The following is a 19,199-nucleotide window of genomic DNA, read 5'->3' as shown; positions in this document are numbered from 1 at the left end:
TCACCGACAAGAGGAGCGGTCCAATGCTCTTGGATCTCAATGAAGACGAAGCTTTGGTAAAAGGCAGTCTCGAGCAATTTACCGCAGGCGCACTGCGACCCAGGATCAAGCCCTTCGCCGACAGGCATGAGTTTCCAACCGAACTCGTGAAGGAATTTCTTGCGCTTGGCTTCATGGGCACGGCGTATGACCCGGCTTTTGGCGGTGGAGGGCTCGGTACACGCGGAGCCGCCATTGTGGCCGAGACGCTCGCTCGCGCAGAGCCCGGCTTTGCCGCCATCTTCCTGTGCAATAGCGCTCCCATGACGGTTATCGCTCGCTATGGATCGGATGACTTAAAGAGCAAATGGCTTGAGCCGCTGTGTCGCGGTGACTTTATCGCGTCATTCGGTGTCACGGAGCCGAGTGGTGGGTCGGACGTCGCGAGCGTAAAAATGCGTGCCGTGGAGGACGGTGATTCTTTCGTCTTGAGTGGCTCCAAGGTGTTTTCCACCAATGCTGGCACTCCGCTCCACGGCATTACGACGTTCGTGGCCGTTACGGACCCTGAATTGGGAGCGAAGGGATTGTCCACATTCGTGGTGCCGGTCGGCACACCTGGCTTCCGGGTCGGAAAAGCGAGCCGCAAAATTGGCTGGCGTGTCGCTGACTCCGTAGAACTCTTTCTCGACGACTGTCGAGTTCCCAAAGCGAATATGGTCGGAAATCGCGGCGACGGCTTGAGGCAAATCCTGACGACGCTGAGTATCGGACGGATCCTCGTCGCGGCAACGGGTCTTGGACTGGCGCGCAAGGCGATCGATCTTGCGAAGGTGTACGGCTCCGGTCGTCAGGTTGGGGGCACGCCGATCTTCCAGCACCAAGGGCTGACCTTTCCGCTCGCGGACGCACTGACGAAGATCCACGCAGCCGAGCTGATGATCCGGAACGCTGCGTGTCTGGCTGACGCCGATCGGCCATTTCGGTTGGAAACGTCGATGGCCAAGCTCTTCGCAACGGAAATGGCGGGCGAAGTTGCAGATATCGCTCTGCAGGTGCACGGTGGATACGGCGCATTCGAGGAATTCGACGTGTCGAGCCTCCCAGGCGAGGCCAGGGTGCTGCGTATCCTCGAGGGTACCAGCGAGATCCAGCGGCTGGTCATTGCGCGTGAGCTCACCGCATAGCGGATATCTTTCTCAGTGCTTCCATCCGGAGCGGCAGGGCACCGTTGCCACAACGGAGTCTGGCGCAGGTCAAAATGCAGGTCTCAAGCATCCGCGCGCTGATGCACGTTTTGGGCGTCAGCTGGGCCAGGAGTGCCGACAGCTCCTCATAGGGCAGGGACGGATGTGGCCTGCGCACCTTGCCTTTTCTTTTCGTCTTCGGGAGGAGGTGTTCAAGGCGACGCTGCCAGAGCGCCCGGTTCTCTCCGTTGCAGTGTCCGGCCGCCGTGGCGGCCGAGAACTCCTTCGCCATTGTTTTGACGGACAGGCGTGTGACGAAATGCCAAAGGGAGTAGCGGTGCGCTGGTCGGCAATCCCGCTATGCGTCAAGGTGAGCAATGAGTTCATTCGAGGCTTTCCCGGCAGCTCTGCACGACCGCTATTTGAGGGGGGAGGTGTCGTGTGAGATGTCTGCCCACAGCGCCAGGCGGGGAGATCCAATCTCGCAGCGCAAGTGGACGTCGATTCGACCGGTCTGGTCATGCATCTTGGCGCTGGCGGTGCTCGCGTTCGGCTGCGGCGCCCTTCACGCCCAAGCCGCCGCGCCGCCTGACAAGGAATTGGTCGTGGCGACCAAGGAGGCCCCACCATTTGCGATCAAGCAGCCGGATGGGAGCTGGAGCGGTATCAGCATCGCGCTCTGGAAAAGGATCGCCGATCAGGCACACCTGCGTTTTCGCCTGGTCGAAACCCAGAGCGTGCCGGATTTGCTGGACGGCGTCGCAAACGGCAGATTCGATGTTGGCGTCGCGGCGGTTACAGTGACCGCCGAGCGTGCGCGCAAGGTCGATTTTACACAGCCGTTTTACAACACCGGGCTCGGCGTTGCTGTACCGGTCAACGAAAACCCCTGGGTCGCGATCGGACGGGCGCTTCTCTCTTTCGGATTCTTCCAGGCCGTCGCGGTGCTGCTTGGTTTCGCAATGGCGGTCGGATTCCTGATCTGGATGCTGGAACGGCGAAAAACGGAGCACTTCGGTGGCGGCGCCAAGGGACTCGGCTCGAGCTTCTGGTGGTCGACCATCGCCATGACGCAAGCCGGGGCCGCTCAGAATGCTCCGACAACGCTCCCCGGAAGGATCGTCGCAATGGGATGGATGATCGCTTCCGTGATCGCGATTGCGGTGTTCACCGCCGGTATCACCTCCACCCTGACGCGCAGAGGGCTCGAGGGCGCCGTTCACGGCTTCAACGACCTGCGCTCCGTGCGCGTCGGCGCGGTCGCGAACTCCGCGACGACCGACTACCTCGCTCGTCAGCGGCTTTCGTTTCGAACGTTTCCGGACATCCAAGGCGGCCTCTCCGCGCTGGGGCGTGGGACAATCGATGCCTTTGTTCATGACAAGCCGTTGCTGACCTGGATGGTTCGAAGCGACTTCTCGGCCTCGGCTCGCGTCGTCGATACCAGCTTCAGCAGCGAGAGCTATGCGATCGTACTGCCCAAAGACAGCGCCTTGCGGCCGATGCTAGATCTCGCCGTACTTGATCAAATCGAAGGTGATTGGTGGCAGCAGACGGTGTTCGAGACCCTTGGTAACGCTCAATCTCGCTGACGATACCGTGCGAGGAGCCCAGTCCGTTCAAGGCTGTCAGAGCCTCATCGGCGGGAATGGAACCGACAAAGTTCCGCACATAGGCCTCGCGAGCGATGCAAACCGTCAATAGCCCTGTGCGCATGCGCGAGTTGCTGTTCCACCAAATCAGCTTCAAGCTTCATTCATCCTCGGCGTGGCGGCTTGGCGCATTTTCTAACATGGCCCCCAAACCACGTGCGTGAGTTGCCGTTGCCGAGGAACTGCTCCAGCGCACCTTGTCCGTCCGTAGGCCAGGTTCGATCCATCGGCCAACTACGCGGCCAATCCTTCCCATCTGAGCGGCCTTACTATTGGCGCGGTCTCAACCTGTTGTCGGCAACTATGCCGTCGCGAGTGCATTCCATGCTTCTGCGAAATGTTCTCCGGTGCTGCGCTGGCGCCACCGGGCACGCAACGTGAGCGTGATTTCCCAACTGCCACGTCCGTGCCTGACCTGCATTGTCGACTATCGAGGCCGGTTGCCCGCACGCTTTCATTCGTGCAGCATTGGAGTTGATTCTTTTCTCTGCCAGAGCAACTGGCATTTTCGACATCATCCTGACCGCACATCAAGCCGCCCCAACAGGCGATGGTCTCGAAAAGGAGGCCGCGTTACACGCGCGTGCACATCAGTGCTCAGCGCAGTTCCACGAGGCGAGGTTGAAAAAAGCGCAACGGGTTTGTGCGCCGGTCAATCTCTGCAATAAGGCATCAAGCACTTGAACGCAGCAGCCGTCGAGTGGCTTGTAAGTTGAAATAGGAGACCGGGTTGCAAACACATTTTTCGCGCATCAATCAGTCCAAGGCCGTCTTCGATGATATTTATGCCCTGGATGATCCCAGGGCATATTTCTCTGTCCTCGGAGATTTGGATTACATGATCCCGGACGTGGCTGAGCCGGTTGTGCGCCAAATTCTGGCAGCGAAGGTTTCGGAAACCGGCGTCAAGCCGACCGTGCTTGATGTTGGCTGTTCATACGGAATCAACGCAGCGGTGCATCGGTTTCCACTGACTTTCGGGGGCTTGCGCCATCGCTACGCTCGACGCGAGATGAGGGCGATCGGTTCTGAGACATTGGTGCGTCTCGATCGCAATTTTTATGCGGCTTGGCCGGATGTCGGCCTCGCGCGATTTATCGGTCTCGATGTATCGGCGCCGGCGATAAGGTATGCAACGGGTGTCGGTCTGCTTGAGCAGGGCATCGTCGCTGATCTTGAAACGGAGGCGCTCTCGGCGGACAGCGCGGATCTTATCCGATCCGCGGATGTCATCATGTCGACGGGGTGCATCGGCTACGTCACCGAGAAGACGTTCAGCAAGATTCTCGATGCGACAGAGAAGCGTCCATGGATCATTTCGTTCGTGCTGCGGATGTTCCCGTTCGATTCGCTAGCCGCGACGTTCGAGAAGCGTGGCCTCGTGACAGAACGTCTTACCGGCGCGACTTTCATCCAGCGTCGTTTTCGCGATGCCGAAGAGTTTGAAAGTTGCTTGGCCAGCCTGGCGGCTCTTGGCGTCGATGCTACCGGTCTTGAGTCGGAAGGGCTGTTTCACGCCGATCTGATGTTGTCACGCCCTGAGGCGGATGCGCGCGCCGCTCCCCTGAAAGACATTGTCACTGTTGCCAGCGGCAGGGGGCGTCCGATCGGACCCCGTTACGTTCATATTGACGGCGACGACGGCTTGCAGGTCGCGTTGGAGCCGTGACGGGCTCGCTTTCCCAAGATGGGCGTGGGTGTGACCCAGGGACCTGTGCACCCAAGTGGATCATGCGCCGACTCCTGCATGGTTACTTTCCGCCAGTTCAGCAGTCTACAGGGAGGCCTTGCTCATGACAGCTTCGCCGATTTCGAATCCGTCTGCTTCCGTGCCGTATATCAAGATCGATGCTGTATCAAAATCCTACGATGGAGGGCGGAATGTTGCTGTTTCCAACGTATCGCTCGACGTGCAGCAGGGTTCACTGGTTGCGCTCGTGGGCGGCTCGGGATCCGGCAAGACCACGCTGCTGAAGACCATCAATCGACTGGTCGATCCTGACGTTGGAGAAGTCAGGATCGACGGAGTGCCTGTAAGCGAAGCCGAGCCGCCGATGCTGCGGCGGAGCATCGGCTATGTCTTTCAGGGTATCGGTTTGTTTCCGCATATGCGCGTTGCCGACAACATTGCCGTAACACTCAGGTTGCGTGGTTGGCAGGCGAAGGCGATCGAAGCGCGGGTGGCCGAGATGCTGGATATGGTGGACTTGCCGCAGGATTACGCCAGCCGCTTTCCGCACATGCTGTCCGGAGGTCAGCGCCAACGGATTGGAGTCGCGCGTGCAATCGCCGCCCGACCGCGCATTGTTCTGATGGACGAGCCGTTGGGCGCGCTCGATCCTGTCACCCGCGACAGCCTGGGTTCTTCCTACCGCGAGCTGCACGACCGGTTCGGCATGACGACGCTGATGGTTACCCATGACATCCAGGAGGCCGCGCTGATGGCTGATCGAATCGTCGTCATGAAGAATGGCCGCATACTCGCCGACGATACGCCGCACGCCTTGATGATAGGCTCCGGGTCTGACGATCCGGACGTTACCGCCTTAATGGAAGTGCCGCGACGTCAAGCGGAACGTATCGCCGCACTTGCGACCAGGAACGGACCTGTCCGTGCCTGATGCCGGCGCAGAGCTGCTTTCCAGTGCCCGATTGGACGCTTTGTTCGACGCCTGGCGCCTGCTTCCCACCTATCTCACGCCACATATTGTACTTTGCGCCACGGCGCTGGCGCTTGGACTGCTCGTCAGCCTGCCGCTGGCTGCCCTCGCAGCGGATCGACCATGGCTACGCAGGCTGGTGCTTGCCATCGCGAGCTTGATCCAGACCATACCGGGACTTGCGTTGCTCGCACTGTTCTATCCGTTGCTCCTTGCGCTCTCGACATTGACGGCACGGCTGTTCGGCTTTGGCATCCCCGCGCTAGGATTCTTGCCGACGCTGATTGCATTGACGCTCTATGCCATGCTTCCGATCTTGCGCAACAGTGTGGTTGGCTTGAATGGCATCAACCCTGCTGTCGTCGAAGCGGCAGAGGGCGTCGGTATGACGCCTCAGCAGATTCTGACACGCGTCAAGGCGCCGCTCGCCACGCCGGTCATCATGGCTGGAGTGCGGACTGCAGCTGTATGGACGATTGGGGCAGCCACGCTTTCCACGCCCGTCGGCCAAACCAGCCTTGGCAATTACATTTTTACGGGATTGCAAACGGAGAACTGGATTTCCGTGCTGTTCGGCTGCATCGCCGCCGCCGGGCTTGCTCTGATCACCGACTTCTGTCTCGGTCTTGTCGAGACAGGAGCGTCCGAACGCAGCAGGAAGCGTGTGGCGCTCGGTATCGCCGGGCTTGCTCTCGGCACGCTCGCCGGTCTCGCGCCGCTGCTCTCGAACGAAGCAGCAACCTATGTCATCGGCGCGAAGAGCTTCTCCGAACAGTTCATTCTGGCGGACCTGATGGGTGACCGCCTGAAGGCCGAGGGAGTCGGCGTTACGCGTAAGGATGGGCTCGGCTCGGCTATCGCCTTTCGCGCGCTGGCTCACAACGACATTGATGCTTACGTCGATTACTCCGGCACGCTCTGGCGCAACGTCATCGGCCGCACCGACACGCCACCGCGCGAGGAGATGCAGGCGGAGATCGTCCGCTGGATGAAAGCAGAGCAGGGCGTCACGGTACTTGGCGCGCTTGGTTTCGAAAATGCCTACGTGCTCGCGATGAAACGAGAAAGAGCGCATGCACTAAACGTCACGTCGCTTGCCGATCTTGCTCGTGTTGCACCTCAACTCACCATCGGCGATGACCTTGAGTTCCTGGGACGACCGGAATGGCGCTCGCTTAAGGATGCCTATGGTCTGTCGTTCGGAACGCGACGCTCGTTCAATCCAACGATGATGTATCATGCTCTCGAATCCGGCGAGGCCGATGTCATCTCCGCGTTCTCCAGCGACGGGCGTATCGCGGCGCTTGATCTTCTCGTGCTGGCTGACCCGAAGCATGCGATCCCTTCCTATGATGCGCTGATTCTCGTTGCGCCAAAGCGCGCAGCCGATGCGCGGCTGAAGCGGGCACTCGTTCCGCTTGTCGGCTCGGTTCCCGTTGAGGCGATGCGCGCCGCTAACCTCATGGTCGACGGCGATACCGACAAGGCTTCTCCGGCAGAGGCGGCGCGAGCCTTGGCAAAGGCCGTGCATTTGCAGTCGCGATAAACGGATAAACATACGAACACGATCAAGGACGTCTGCGTTCGAGGTTCGACCTTCGCAGATGAGTCGTGCTCAAGGACCCGAACGAAACTGCACGTCTTGCAATGAACGAACGGTCGAACTCCGTCGGCACCGTTTTGGCGGTGACGCGAAGCCATTCGGATTCATAATGGCGCCACGAATCGTTGTCACGAACGTACAACCGTATTTGGGGATGACAATGCGGGCAAAAAGGGTGGAGAGAGCGGTCGGTTCCAACCAATCGCTACTGGAGCTGCTCCAGGCAGAACTTGCAGCCCTCAATTCGCAAATCGAAGCGATAGAAAAGACACGGGCAGAAACGCAATCGATCGATGAGTTGAGAGAGTGTGCGATCCGCGCTTGTCGACGGATTGACGAGATTCGTTCCGTCGTCGCCGCGGAACAGTCGAACGACGCGGCCGAAAGCGCAACTCCTGAATCTCCGTCTACGGTTGCTCGTTGAAGCATGTTCGAGACGCTGTAGGTTCGCCGACCGCGTGGTCGCTCCTGGAATGGCGCTGCGGTGACTGCGTCTAAACAGCCGCGCGAGTCGCAATCAGCCAACTTCCGGGTGTAGCGCGATCAGCAAGATTGCCACCGCGACCACTGCGAGCCTGCATTCAGCGGCGATGATGGCCCATTCGGTGCCAGTTCGATTTTTCATTGGCGCCACCATTTTTCGACAGCTCCGACGTGAGTCTGAGGGGTTCGACGTCGGAGCCGTCTTCGCCAGTGTTTCGGACTATCCGAGTTTGATGCGCTGTGGGGCTCGGCTGATCCGAGCGGTGATCAGACCACACTCGGCTCAAGACGGAAATGCACTTTGTGCCAACACAACCAGTGCCGTTGCCATGGTTGCATCACAATTCGCGAACAACGCACGCCGCGCCTATCGTGCGGCACCCAACTGTGTTGCCGCGAGCGCATTCCAAGCCAAGCCGAAGCTCAATCCGATGGACGACATTTGATCCGCGTTAAGCGCAAGCCTGATTTCCCATCCGCGTCCATGCTGGCGTGAAATCAAAACCTCGGACGACCCAAATCCGCGCACGTCGCGTTTCCACTCGCGCAGCATTAGAATCAATTCCTTCTCTTCCGCGCTCACTTCTATTCTCGACATCGCCATCACCGCGCATCAAGCCACCCCAACCGGCAAAGCTATTGAGCACCGCAACGCCGCGTCAACACGCGCGCGTGCATATCCGACAATGACACTTCATGGCTGTCGTCCATCTCGCAAGCTCCGTTGACACAAGCGACGACCCCGACGTGCTGTCTGAGGGCCGCGCCGGAGTCGCCTTTGCCAGTATTTCGGATTGGCCGAGCCGATGCGCGTGCTTGGTCGATCCGATGCACGTATGAGATCACAATCGCCTCGTGATGGGATGTGCAGTCCGTGCCAACAGCACCGGTTCCATCGTCACGATTGCATCATAATCAATCAACAACCAAAACACTCACGCGTGTTGCTGTTCCATCGAATGCGTCTCACTTTGCATTCTCCTCGGCGGTGGTGGGCGACTCATGATCCAGCACTGGACTCGCAAAGTGTGTCGGCTAGCACTCGCCGGGGAACGGAGGCCATGATGAACCGCTGCGACCGCAAGCGCTCCGACATGACGCCGTGCGTGATTACCGACGGCGCGGATGCCTATAGCTTCGAGAGCGATCACGACACCCACCCGATCTGCGTTGGCTGCGGTCGCAGCCCGCAAGTGACCGGCGTGGCCCCACCCGCCGATTGGGCTGAGCAGGTTGCCGACTATCTGAAGGCTGTACAGATGAGGCATCGGCGCTGAAGCCCCGCAGCGGGCCTGCTGTTCGCGCTCCATCAACCGATCAGCGTTAGCTGCCATCGTCCCTTGGAGGGCAGTTCCATCACGCATTGATCGTCGTGCGTCATACCGTCACAGATCAGTCTATCGCGCCGCAATCTCCACATTGGTCCTCACGGCGTCGCGTCAGCCAATGCACCGCGCAGGAGGTTTCCAATCCCGGAGGAACCACCGCTCCAACGAAAAAGCTCCGGGCCTATGTTTGGCCCGGAGCTTTCATGTCGCTTGGAGTCAAGCGAGCGATCAGTACCTGGCGACGGCCGGTCCGCCCAGGTTGAACCTGTAGTTCAGGCCCGCCTTGATGGTGTGCTGGTCGTTGCGGAAGCTGCCGATAACGCCGACATTATCGTGCACGTTGATGGTGCCGAAGTCATAGTACTGGTATTCGAGCTTGCCCGACCAGTTCTGGGTAAACATGTATTCGAGACCGGCACCGACGGTGTAGCCGTCACTGCCGCCGTCGCCGCCGAAGCCGTTTGAGAAGCGCGTGTCAGCCCAGGCATAGCCGCCCTTGACGTAAAGCAGCGCCGGACCCCAGGTGTAGCCGAGGCGGCCGGTTACCGAACCAAGGCCGCGATTGGCGAAGCTCGAACTTGTGTCCAGAAAACTATAGTTGGCTTCAAGACCCATCACCCAGCTCGGCGCGAACTGGTAATCATAGCCAGCCTGAACGCCGCCCATGAACACACCGTCATTGCCACCGCCGAAGCCGGGGGCGAGGACGTTGTCGTTGCCACCGAACGCACCACCGACGTGACCACCGATATAGAATCCGGTCCAGTTGTAGATCGGAGTCGGAGCAACATAGGGCGGAGCCTTGGTGTAGGGCTGAGGCGCGAGATCAGCCGCGGAAGCGGGCGCGACCGCGCCGAGCGCGATCATGCTGGCGGTGACGAGCAGAATTTTCTTCATGTTTTGCATTCCAACTTTCTTGTACTGGCCCTGCCCCAAGTTCATCGCCTATCAGACACGTGCGGAATTGCTGTAACTTGGCTGCAACAGGCGGTGCCAAACGCGGGCCGCTAACGGCGGGTGCGAGGACGATTGGCGTTGGGCGAGTTTGGAACTTTCGTAACGCAGGTGATGCGTTACCGATCACATCCCGGCGCAGCGCGAGGGTGGATAGATCGTTGTCTTCGCATGGAACTCGGGCGAGCCCTCTAGAACGACTGAGAACCAAGCGCGGGCCTGCAGTGCCTGTCGAGCCAAAAGGGAGAGTCACGACTGCCGCAGACGCACGACGAGAGGTCTGCCGTCAATATCTCTGACGGTTTGATCCAGCAGTAATGCAGGGCAGCATCCCGATGATGAGAGTCCTGAACCAGCCTGTGTCAATGACCGGAGAGGATGTAGCGGCAGACTCGACCGATGAGCCACGAGATGAGGCCGAGGGCGGCGATGACGCCTCCAACAATTGGGGCAAACGCCACGTCAAAAACACCACCTGAATTGTGCATTTCGATCACCGTGATGGCGCCGGTGGCGACGCAAATGGCCGCAACAAAGCACCCGATCAGATAAAGGGCATTCCCGAGTCTCACTGTCTTCGCGGGCCGTTGTTCCAACTGCTTCGCCTTTGCCTTCAATCCGGTTTCGACAGGCGGCGGATTGCTCCTTGGCGGGTATGCAGATCGTCCGGTCTGGTAGTCCAGGAAAAGCCGGCCGGCGATCCCGCCACGGGCCGATCGAACTTACTTCTTCGCTTTCAGCCGGATCCCGACGAGCGGCGGATTCATTTCGTGGATGGTCCGGGTTTTTACGGACTGAGCGTTAACGCTACCGCGCGAGCACAAAGGCGGGGGTCTTGTCAGGAAGCGATTTGGCCAGTTTATTCGAGAGATTGCAGTACGTTATTTTTATTGTAGAGCGCATTTCCGATGAAAGCCATCGAGCAGATCGTTGCCGGCTACATTGCGTTGAAGGATCGCCAAGCCCTGGAAAAGCTGAGGCACCATCGTCAGCAATTGCTGGATGATGTTCAGATGCACAGCATACCAGGGTTCAAGCCGTCGATCGTGAGCGATATCCTCCGCGAGGAGATCGAGGTCATCGAAGGCGCGCTGGCGCGCGTAGATGAGGATCGACCATCGTCATGAGCAAAAATTTCGACGAGATCGAGACACTGAAACCAATGGCCTGCGGTGCCATCACCGATCCCAGTCTGAGGATGATATATGAAGCTATCCGCGGCGCGCTAAAGGCCGACGATGAATTCGAGGCAAGCGGCAAAGATCCAAAATTCCGCGTCCGGTCGACGGCCGAATGGAAGCGGCATGCCAGCGATCTTGAGGCGGAGATGCTGAAGCGAGGGCTCGAGTTCGACGTTATCGATTGGACGAATGGTCAGAGTGAGCGGCGAGCAAGCCGGTGAGGGCACTCGCTATTCATGCGTAAACGCCGTTGCGATGGCACCAACGGACAAACGCATAGATGGACCAGACCCGCGACCAGTACATGCCCGGCGCTCCGTCGAGAAAGGCTCGCCAAAGTCGCTCGACCGCGGTGGGATCCAGGCCCGTTGGTGCGATCGCCTGCGGATCGCGCATGGTCCGATCCATGGCGTCCTTCAATCCGCGGCGAATCCACCGGTCAAAGGGCATGACGAAGCCGGTCTTTGGGCGCTCGAAGAGCGCAGGATCGAGCCCGCGCAATCCGATCCGTCGAAGCATATCTTTGCGGCCTAACGGTTGATATCGCGCCTGGTCCGGCAGGGCGTCGACGCTTTCAAACAATACGTGGTCGACCAGCGGAACGCGCTGCTCGAGCGAACTGGCCATGCTTGCTGCATCATTGTCGCGCAGGAGGCGTTCACCCAAAAAGAGACGTTGTTCCATCACGCTAATGGCGGAAACAGCGGTACGGCCTGCCGTTTCGGCCATCAGCCGCCGGCGCATCGCGTCGGGAAGGCCGTCCACAATCGCGCCCGCGAAATCCGGTGCAAGCAATTCATCCTGAAATCCAGGCAGGAAGAGCGCGTAGGCCATCTGGTATAACGCCAGCAAATCCTCGCTACGATCGACCATATCCGGAAGCTTCGCCCAGCGCGTTTGAGGCGGCACGGGATGCGAGGATCGTCGCAGGGGCCATGTCAACAAAGATGCAGCCGTGGCCTGCCATTTTCTGGGAAATGCGCGGCCCCGATGACACCACTGCTGCAAGATCGGAAGATCGCGATACGTCGGATACCCGCCGAACAGCTCGTCGCCCCCCGTTCCCGACAGCGCGACGGTAAAGCCTGCTTCGCGAATAGCCCGGGAGATGAAATAGGCGTTCAGTCCATCGAACGTTGGCTGGTCGAGACTATCGAGGGCGTCGTCCAGGCTGTCGACGAACCGCTGCTCGGACAACATCACTTCATGATGCTGAGTGCCGATTGCCGCAGCGGTCTGCCTCGCGAACGGCGCTTCGTTGAACTGCTGGTCCTCGAACGCGAGCGTGAAAGTATGAACAGGGGCGTCAGCGGTCCGTTGTGCGAGATTCGCCATCGCGGAGGAATCGATGCCGCCCGACAGGAAAACCGCGAGCGGCACATCACTGGCGAGGTGAAGCTTCATCCCTTCTTCGAGGATCGAGGCAAGCGTCGCTTCGTCCATTGTCGGTTCTGGCGACCCTCCGGGGATGCGCCAGAAATCGTGCTCGCTTACTTTACGGCCTGTCCCGTCAAACTCGGCGTAGTGACCCGGCGCAAGAAGTTCAACGCCCTGAACGGCGGTGCAAGGGCCGACAACAAAGCCGTTCCATACGCCACTCGCAACCGCTTGCGGATCAAGACGCGGCGTTCCGAGCAAGCCTGAGGCCAGCAATGCACGCAGTTCGGATGCAAATATCAGCGACCAGGTCGTGTTCGGATTGCTGGACTGTGCGATATAGAGCGGCTTGATGCCGAGCTGGTCGCGCGCAAGCAGAAGTCGTCGCTGTTGCGGATCCCAGCTTGCAAATGCGAACATGCCGCGCAGCCATCCGACTGCCTCCAGGCCATGCAGGCCGAGTGCCCGCAACATGACGGCGGTGTCGCCGCTAGACCGAAAAGATTGCCCTTCGCTCTCGAGGCGTTTGCGCAGGGCGACATAGTTGTAGATTTCGCCGTTGAACGAAATCACGTGCCCGGTTGTATCGTCCACCATCGGTTGGGCGCCGGCGGACGACAGATCGAGGATCGAGAGGCGGCGGTGATCAAGCATGACACCCCAGCCGCGGGCATCCGGCGTTGAAGTCCACGAGCCGTGGCCGTCCGGCCCGCGATGGATCATGGCCTTGCTCATCCGAGCGAGCGCGGCCCGGTTGTTTTCGTCAAGCCGGCCGATGATACCCGAGATACCGCACATTCAATCGTCGCCTTTGCGGCTTGAGCTTGAGCTGGCCCGCACGAGGTAACGTTGCGGAGAACCTACCAAGGCTGCTTCGGCAATGCTTCTACGTCGAAAATCCAAGCGGATAAATGGATACGCCGCCTTTCTATCATTGTTTCGTTAAGAGGAACGAGGCAACTATTAACGCAAGGCTCAAGCTTAAGCATTGAGTAAGCCGAGCTGTGTGAATGTGGGCCCCAGCGAGCATCTCAGCACCTGTCGATGTCGGCAGGCAGGTTTGGATCGATGCACTCAGACCGCCTAAATATTCTCTTTGTGTCACAGATGCCTGCGAGCCCGCCGCGCATCGGCGCGCAGGCGCGCATGCACGGTTTGATGACGGAATTAGCTCGGCGCCATGACCTGACGGCGGTCATGCTCGTGGATGACGAGCACGACATCGAGGAATGCCGAACTGCCATGCAGGCCTACTGCCGTAAGGTGGTGCTCGCGCGTAACCCGTTTGGTCGCGATGGGATGCCGAAGCGCCTGCTTCAACTGCGCTCCCTGGTATCGCCTCTCAGCTTCGAGCGTTTGCGAATCACGGCAAACGTAGTGCGGCAGACGCTGGACGACTTGCTTGGGTCGACGCGCTTCGACGTGGTTAATCTCGAGTTCACGTTCCTTGGTCACTACGCGCTGCGCAAGGCGCCGGCAGGAGAGAAGCTTCCGGTATTGGTCGTGGATTCTCACAACATCGACTACGACCTTGCCCGTCAGTACGCCCAAAGCGGCGACAGCCTGTTTCGTCGCCTCTATTCCGAAGTCAACTGGCGCAAGCTTCGGAGGGAGGAGCTCGGGACCTATCGTGACGCAGATGGCGTCTATCTGTGCAGCGCTGCCGACGAACGACGGCTGCTTGAAGAAGTGCCGGAAGCCAGGACCGCCGTCATCCCCAATGCCGCGGATATCGAGTTCTATCGCCCGCGTGCCGACGATCCGAAGCCCGACGGACGCACCGTCGTATTCTTTGGCCTCTTGTCGTATGCACCGAATGTCGACGGTGTCATCCACTTCGTCAACGATATATGGCCGCGGATCGCGGCCAGCCATCCGGATGCGCGTTGCAAGATCATTGGTGGTTCGCCGCCAGCTGCCCTGTTGGCGCTGGCAAGTCCCCAAATCGAGTTCACCGGCTTCGTACCGGATTTGAGACCGCATCTTGCCGAGGCGGCGGTCGTCGTCGTCCCTCTGCGATTGGGAGGCGGGACACGGCTCAAGATTGTCGAGGCTATGGCGATGGGTAAGGCAATCGTCTCGACAACCCTGGGCGCCGAGGGGATCGAGGCCGTGCCGGACCACGACATCATGATCGCGGACGATGTCGAGAGCTTTGCCGCCCGCGTCAGCGGCTTGCTGGGTGATGCCGATCGCGCTGCGGATCTCGGACGTTCAGCAAGGCATTTGGCCGAAAGCAAGTATGCCTGGAGTTCAGCAGCTCGCGCTCTCGAGAGCTTCTACCGTACGAGGCTCGCCGTCAGTTGCGGTACGGATGGGAAGGCGCCAGCGCGTCGCCAGCAGCAACGGGGCGTCGAGCGTTGAAGAAGCGCTTCAGTTCCAGGAAACGCTTTTCGACGAATTCATAGCTCAGATAAGCGATTAGCAGCGAGACGAGCGCGCCCGCTGTCGCCTGTATTGCCACGGCTGCGCTGTGAGAGCCAAGCCATTCGCCGAGTGCCAGCTCGGTTCGATGAGTCACGAGATAGTACGATATGAAGTGATGGTAGACGTACAGGCCGTAGCTATAGGTCCCGAGAAACATCAGTGGTCGGCTGCAGAAAAGGCGCGATACCAAGGAATGCTTTGGGACAACAAGCACCCAGATGAGGAGACAAGCCAACAGCACGGTGATGATGGAAGACCGAACCGGAAGGACAAAAGCGTTACCTTGGTCGGTCACCAGGCGCGTCCAGATGAAAGTCAGGGAAAGCAAGGCAAATGCAGTGGTCGCAACGTATGGAAGGGCACCCACCAGTCGCCGAAGTCCGCCCGGTTGTCGGACGACCACGGCGAGAAAGGCGCCGAGGGCCAGACCGTCCAGGCGAAACGGTGTCAACACATAGGTTGTCCACCAGCTAAGTCCCGCCAAGGAGCCGCCCAGGCGGGCGAGCATCGCAGCGACCGATAGGCCAAGGCTGACCGCAATCAACTTTCTCGGTTGCTTTGCGACCAGATATACGACGAGCGGCCAGAAGAAATAGAAATGCTCCTCGATGCAAAGCGACCAGAGGTGCTCCAGATACGAGAATGACCAGTCACCGTTCCATGCGATGTAGACGTTGACTCCGTACAGCCAGGCCCAGGTCTGACGATCTACCAGATAGTCGAGGGTCGGACCACGCAGCGGGCTCAAAAGCGGAGCGACGAAGAAGACAAGCGCGAGCACGCCATAGTAGAGCGGAAAAATGCGCAGCACGCGCCGTATGTAGAAATTGCGAAAGAAGCTGGGATCCTCTCGTGAATCATAGAGGATTCCAGTGATGAGAAAGCCGGACAGGACGAAGAACAACTCGACGCCGTAGGAGCCGTAGTTGGTGATTCCGACGACGATCTTCTCGACAGCGTTGGTCGGCAACGTATTGCCGACGAAGTGCAGTAGCATCACCATCACGATGGCAAGTCCCCGCACGCCGTCGAGCGCAGGAATGTGTCCCTGAAGGCGAGGCCACCGATCGCGGGCAGTTACGTCGGCGGATTCGGTTGCCGGCAGCATACTTGCCGCGGGAGCCGATTCCGCCAGGCCAATTGTTGTCATCGGGACGACGTAACGATGGTTGTCGCGCCGGAGATGCTGCCGTTGGCGAGTCCCTTCAGCGTGTAGGCATCGATCCCGGCGACGATTGGATCGCTCACGGTGCCGATGATCAACCGAAGGTAAGTCATGAACTTTGTCGCTTCGACAGAATTTGCATTGGACGCGAAGATGACATCTTTATTCCGCATCTCGAATTCTGTCGCGATGAAGTAGCCGCCGGGATCTCTCAAATCGAGAATATAGATAACGGGGACAAGGGGCCCACTATAGCGAGTGCAGTCGACGCCGAGCTGCTTGGCAACTTCGCGTGGTTCTCCTCGGTAGATAAACACGGACCCAGGGTCGGCGTGATCATCCTTAAGGCCGCCCGCCTTCGCCATGGCCTCGGCGAGTGTCAGGCGCCAGGCCCCAAACGAGAACTGCCCCTGTTGCCCGGAAGCGCCCATCGCAAGGAAGGTTTGCGGCTGCGTGAATACGTACACCGTATCTTGGGGGCGAACGAAGATGTTGTTTGCCGGTTGGCTGAGCAGCGATCCGAACGGTGCGGTACCCTGCCGTCCGTCGCGTTCGAGAGTCACCCAGGTATCGAAGCCGGGATTCTTGGGGCCGCCCGCGCGCGTGATGATGTCGAGTAGCCGCTCGCCGCTGGCGCTTGCAGGCAAGCGTGCAGGCGTTCCGACCTCGCCCAATACGCTGATCGAGGTTGCCTTCTGATCCACCAGCGCAACCACTGCCTGTGGTTCGATCGCACGGTCCTGCAGGGACTTCACGATCGCATTCTGGACTTCCTCCGGCGTCCGGCCCGCAGCGCGGATCGAGCCCCCATACGGAACCGTGATGTTGCCTTTGTAATTCACGGCCTGATTGGGCAACGTGACATAATTGCCCTGACGCGTGCCGGCTTCGGTTGGAGTAAACAGGCCACCGGCCATCGATTCAAACAGCGTCACGCTGACCGTGTCGCCGATGCCAAAGCGAATCTCGGGCGGGCCGCGGCGATCCGTGAAAACGCGGTCGATCCGCCTCGAGTTGCGCACCAGGACCCTCTCGGTGTCAGCTGTCAGGCGCACCAAGGCATAGTGCACGCTTTCAGGGTCGGTCTGCCCCGCGCGGACATAGGAGCTTGCCGGTCCCGAGGTCGGCATGGTCGAGCAGCCAGCAAGCGCGATTGTCGCTGTGATGACCAGAGCGCCCAACAGGCGGCCACTGAGACGCGAGGATTTGCCAGGCGAATGCGCCGGCGCCACTTCACGAGTGGTCAGGCACGGCGTTCGTTGACTACTCTTGCCTGCACTTCTCGGCACGACATTGGACCCTGGTTAACGAAGATTAACGAACGCAGTCTTGGTAAACGCCGGTCTCGTCTTCGCGCTTGCTTGCACGCCCCTTGCGGTCGTCGCCGTTCGGCATCGACCGCCGTATTGCCGGACACAGGCTCGGAAGAAATTTGCGCGAGTAAACATGTACTTACGCGGCATTCACAATTTCCCGGAATATTAAGCGACTAAGCGAAACAGCCCGCCCTGAGCGCCACGCTAGGGGACAAGCGTTAACGAAGCGTTCACTATAAAAATTCAGGAAAGATTGACTTATCGTTGGTGTTCGGAGTCGTGTCTGAGTACGTGTTGGCGCGAGTGCCATTGAGAAGCTGATCGTATCGCTGCGCGGCCCCGCGATCGGGCAAGGCAGGCGATTAACGATGAGCGTGCTGCTTTGGCGACTGGAGTTGACGGGCCCGAGCATGCACGAAGCCGTATTGCGTTCTCAGCGACCAGGCTTGGCGGCTCCGTCCGGCCGGGTAATCGACAGATACGCGATCATCCCGCTGCTGGCCTGCGTCTACGCCACGATTGCCTTTCCCCTGATCCTCGTGACCTGTAGTCCGACGGACTCGGCTTGTCTTTTGGAAGCTCGACCAGAGAGCAAAATCTTTTGGCCGATCCTGTCCGCTGTCGCGCTCGTCGTTGCGCTGCGCAATCGGTCGCGACTTCGCTTTCCGCCGATCCTGATCATACTGTTCGCCTATCTTGCGCTGGCGGGGGCGAGCGTTGCCTGGGCATTCAAGCCGGAGACTTCGCTGATCAGATTTATGCAGCAGGCCATGATCATTGCCTCGATCGCGCTCCCGGCGATCGTTGCAACTCGATCGACCGACCTGCTGCGCGGCTTGTTCTGGTGTTTCTTTATCGCTGCCGTGCTGAACATGCTGTTCGTCATGGGCCGGCCGCCGATCGATGTGAAGTTCGCCACATGGGGCTACCCGGGCTATTTCTCGGGCAAGAACTATCTAGGTGAATGCGCCGCCGTTGCATTCCTGCTTGCGCTCCATGAACTGCTTCATTCCGGACGACGACGGATTCTCGGCATCGTTACCGCGCTGATGTCTGTTGCGCTGCTGCTGCTGAGCAATTCAAAGACGGCGCTTGCTCTTGCGGTGCTTGTCCCGGTGTTTGCCTGGACCTTGCTCAAGCTTTCCAGGGCTACCCGTGTTCCGGTGTGGGTGATTGTCGTATCGATACCGATTTGCTGGATGGTTTTTTCGTTCGTCACCGGATTCAGCATGAATCGCGTGTCGTACATGCTGTACGGCGATTCGACTTTCACGGGCCGTACCATCATTTGGGATTTTGCAAATATGCAAATCGCAAAGAAGCCGTTGCTGGGCTGGGGTTATCAGTCGTTCTGGCTGGTTGGGCCCGACGCGCCGAGCATCGTGGAAGCGCCGGGCTGGGTCAAGGAGATGCCCAACGCCCACAATGGGTATGAAGACACATTGCTTGAACTAGGTTATGTGGGATTTTTCCTGCTTGTCGCGTTCATCCTTGCGACGATACACGGCATTGGTCGCCTGGCGCGGTTTGATCTTTCGCGGGCATGGATCCTGCTGTCGATCGTTCTCTACGTTGCCATCACGAACGGTCTCGAGAGCACGTGGATGCGCGGCTTCGAAATGCTGTGGGTCGTGTTCGTTATAGCCGCGGTTGAAGCTGCCAGATATTGGAGGCAGGCGCGTCCCGCGGCCAACTCGGCAATAGCCAGGCGTCCAGCAATGCGGCGCATCCACGGACCGCGGTTCAGGCCGCCGTCCACTCCCGTCAACGTCGTGAGGTCACGCTAGCAGGCGCGAAGCCAGTCGGTTCGGCGCTGCAAGTCAGAGGATGCATGTTCAACCGGAAGGTCATCGCGACGCGGCGCAACCCTGGTCACCAGACACTGCG

The 19,199-nt window shown here is 59.5% G+C and carries 16 protein-coding genes; 10 read left to right on the top strand and 6 right to left on the bottom strand.

Annotation, left to right across the window (positions count from 1 at the left end; all coding sequences use genetic code 11):
* The first annotated feature begins 23 nt into the window (after positions 1 to 23).
* From ACVWYP_RS39350 to ACVWYP_RS39330, 5 genes are all read left to right on the top strand, one after another.
* Entirely contained in the window at positions 24 to 1,166 is a 1,143-nt protein-coding gene (locus tag ACVWYP_RS39350) for an acyl-CoA dehydrogenase family protein (protein WP_304497089.1), read from the top strand.
* Positions 1,167 to 1,693: 527 nt separating this feature from the next.
* Positions 1,694 to 2,758 (top strand): transporter substrate-binding domain-containing protein, encoded by a 1,065-nt coding sequence (locus ACVWYP_RS39345; RefSeq protein ID WP_304497088.1) that lies wholly within the window; start codon positions 1,694 to 1,696, stop codon positions 2,756 to 2,758.
* 790 nt (positions 2,759 to 3,548) lie between these two features.
* Positions 3,549 to 4,487, top strand: coding sequence for a class I SAM-dependent methyltransferase (locus ACVWYP_RS39340; protein WP_304497087.1), 939 nt, complete (start codon positions 3,549 to 3,551; stop codon positions 4,485 to 4,487).
* Between the two features lie 124 nt (positions 4,488 to 4,611).
* Positions 4,612 to 5,439 carry an ATP-binding cassette domain-containing protein gene (locus ACVWYP_RS39335; protein ID WP_304497086.1) on the top strand — a complete coding sequence of 276 codons (828 nt, stop codon included), beginning with the start codon at positions 4,612 to 4,614 and terminating at the stop codon, positions 5,437 to 5,439.
* 40 nt (positions 5,440 to 5,479) lie between these two features.
* Entirely contained in the window at positions 5,480 to 7,024 is a 1,545-nt protein-coding gene (locus ACVWYP_RS39330; protein WP_439711222.1) for a glycine betaine ABC transporter substrate-binding protein, read from the top strand.
* A gap of 907 nt (positions 7,025 to 7,931) precedes the next feature.
* Here the strand turns inward: ACVWYP_RS39330 and ACVWYP_RS39325 are convergent.
* On the bottom strand, positions 7,932 to 8,168 hold the full coding sequence (locus ACVWYP_RS39325) for a hypothetical protein (RefSeq protein WP_304497084.1): 237 nt from the start codon (positions 8,166 to 8,168) through the stop codon (positions 7,932 to 7,934).
* A 457-nt stretch (positions 8,169 to 8,625) separates the two neighbouring features.
* On the opposite strand from ACVWYP_RS39325, the gene ACVWYP_RS39320 reads away from it, so the two are divergent.
* Entirely contained in the window at positions 8,626 to 8,841 is a 216-nt protein-coding gene (locus ACVWYP_RS39320; RefSeq protein WP_016844227.1) for a hypothetical protein, read from the top strand.
* A gap of 279 nt (positions 8,842 to 9,120) precedes the next feature.
* On the opposite strand, the gene ACVWYP_RS39315 is transcribed toward ACVWYP_RS39320, so the two are convergent.
* Both ACVWYP_RS39315 and ACVWYP_RS39310 read right to left on the bottom strand, forming a co-directional pair.
* Positions 9,121 to 9,789, bottom strand: a complete 669-nt coding sequence (locus ACVWYP_RS39315; protein WP_028338394.1) for an outer membrane protein — start codon at positions 9,787 to 9,789, stop codon at positions 9,121 to 9,123.
* A 419-nt stretch (positions 9,790 to 10,208) separates the two neighbouring features.
* Positions 10,209 to 10,463 carry a hypothetical protein gene (locus ACVWYP_RS39310; RefSeq protein ID WP_304497083.1) on the bottom strand — a complete coding sequence of 85 codons (255 nt, stop codon included), beginning with the start codon at positions 10,461 to 10,463 and terminating at the stop codon, positions 10,209 to 10,211.
* Positions 10,464 to 10,754: 291 nt separating this feature from the next.
* Here ACVWYP_RS39310 and ACVWYP_RS39305 point away from each other — a divergent pair, with 291 nt between their 5' ends.
* Both ACVWYP_RS39305 and ACVWYP_RS39300 read left to right on the top strand, forming a co-directional pair.
* Positions 10,755 to 10,973 (top strand): hypothetical protein, encoded by a 219-nt coding sequence (locus ACVWYP_RS39305; RefSeq protein ID WP_304497082.1) that lies wholly within the window; start codon positions 10,755 to 10,757, stop codon positions 10,971 to 10,973.
* Positions 10,970 to 11,248, top strand: coding sequence for a hypothetical protein (locus ACVWYP_RS39300; protein ID WP_035630805.1), 279 nt, complete (start codon positions 10,970 to 10,972; stop codon positions 11,246 to 11,248). Before ACVWYP_RS39305 ends, ACVWYP_RS39300 begins: the two co-directional genes overlap by 4 nt.
* Before the next feature lie 13 nt (positions 11,249 to 11,261).
* Here ACVWYP_RS39300 and asnB read toward each other — a convergent pair whose 3' ends face one another.
* Entirely contained in the window at positions 11,262 to 13,202 is a 1,941-nt protein-coding gene (gene asnB, locus ACVWYP_RS39295) for an asparagine synthase (glutamine-hydrolyzing) (protein WP_304497081.1), read from the bottom strand.
* 309 nt (positions 13,203 to 13,511) lie between these two features.
* Here asnB and ACVWYP_RS39290 point away from each other — a divergent pair, with 309 nt between their 5' ends.
* Positions 13,512 to 14,768, top strand: a complete 1,257-nt coding sequence (locus tag ACVWYP_RS39290) for a glycosyltransferase family 4 protein (RefSeq protein ID WP_304497080.1) — start codon at positions 13,512 to 13,514, stop codon at positions 14,766 to 14,768.
* Here the strand turns inward: ACVWYP_RS39290 and ACVWYP_RS39285 are convergent.
* Both ACVWYP_RS39285 and ACVWYP_RS39280 read right to left on the bottom strand, forming a co-directional pair.
* Positions 14,704 to 15,981, bottom strand: coding sequence for an acyltransferase family protein (locus ACVWYP_RS39285; RefSeq protein WP_304497079.1), 1,278 nt, complete (start codon positions 15,979 to 15,981; stop codon positions 14,704 to 14,706). The genes ACVWYP_RS39290 and ACVWYP_RS39285 overlap by 65 nt on opposite strands.
* Positions 15,978 to 17,177: a polysaccharide biosynthesis/export family protein gene (locus ACVWYP_RS39280; RefSeq protein WP_028338401.1), complete on the bottom strand. Its 1,200-nt coding sequence runs from the start codon at positions 17,175 to 17,177 to the stop codon at positions 15,978 to 15,980. Before ACVWYP_RS39280 ends, ACVWYP_RS39285 begins: the two co-directional genes overlap by 4 nt.
* Before the next feature lie 503 nt (positions 17,178 to 17,680).
* Between ACVWYP_RS39280 and ACVWYP_RS39275 the strand changes: the two genes are divergently transcribed.
* Positions 17,681 to 19,099 (top strand): O-antigen ligase family protein, encoded by a 1,419-nt coding sequence (locus tag ACVWYP_RS39275; RefSeq protein WP_304497078.1) that lies wholly within the window; start codon positions 17,681 to 17,683, stop codon positions 19,097 to 19,099.
* Positions 19,100 to 19,199 lie beyond the last annotated feature (100 nt).

The sequence above is a fragment of the Bradyrhizobium sp. USDA 3262 genome (assembly GCF_054060035.1).
This window is presented reverse-complemented; position numbering and strand designations above follow the sequence as displayed.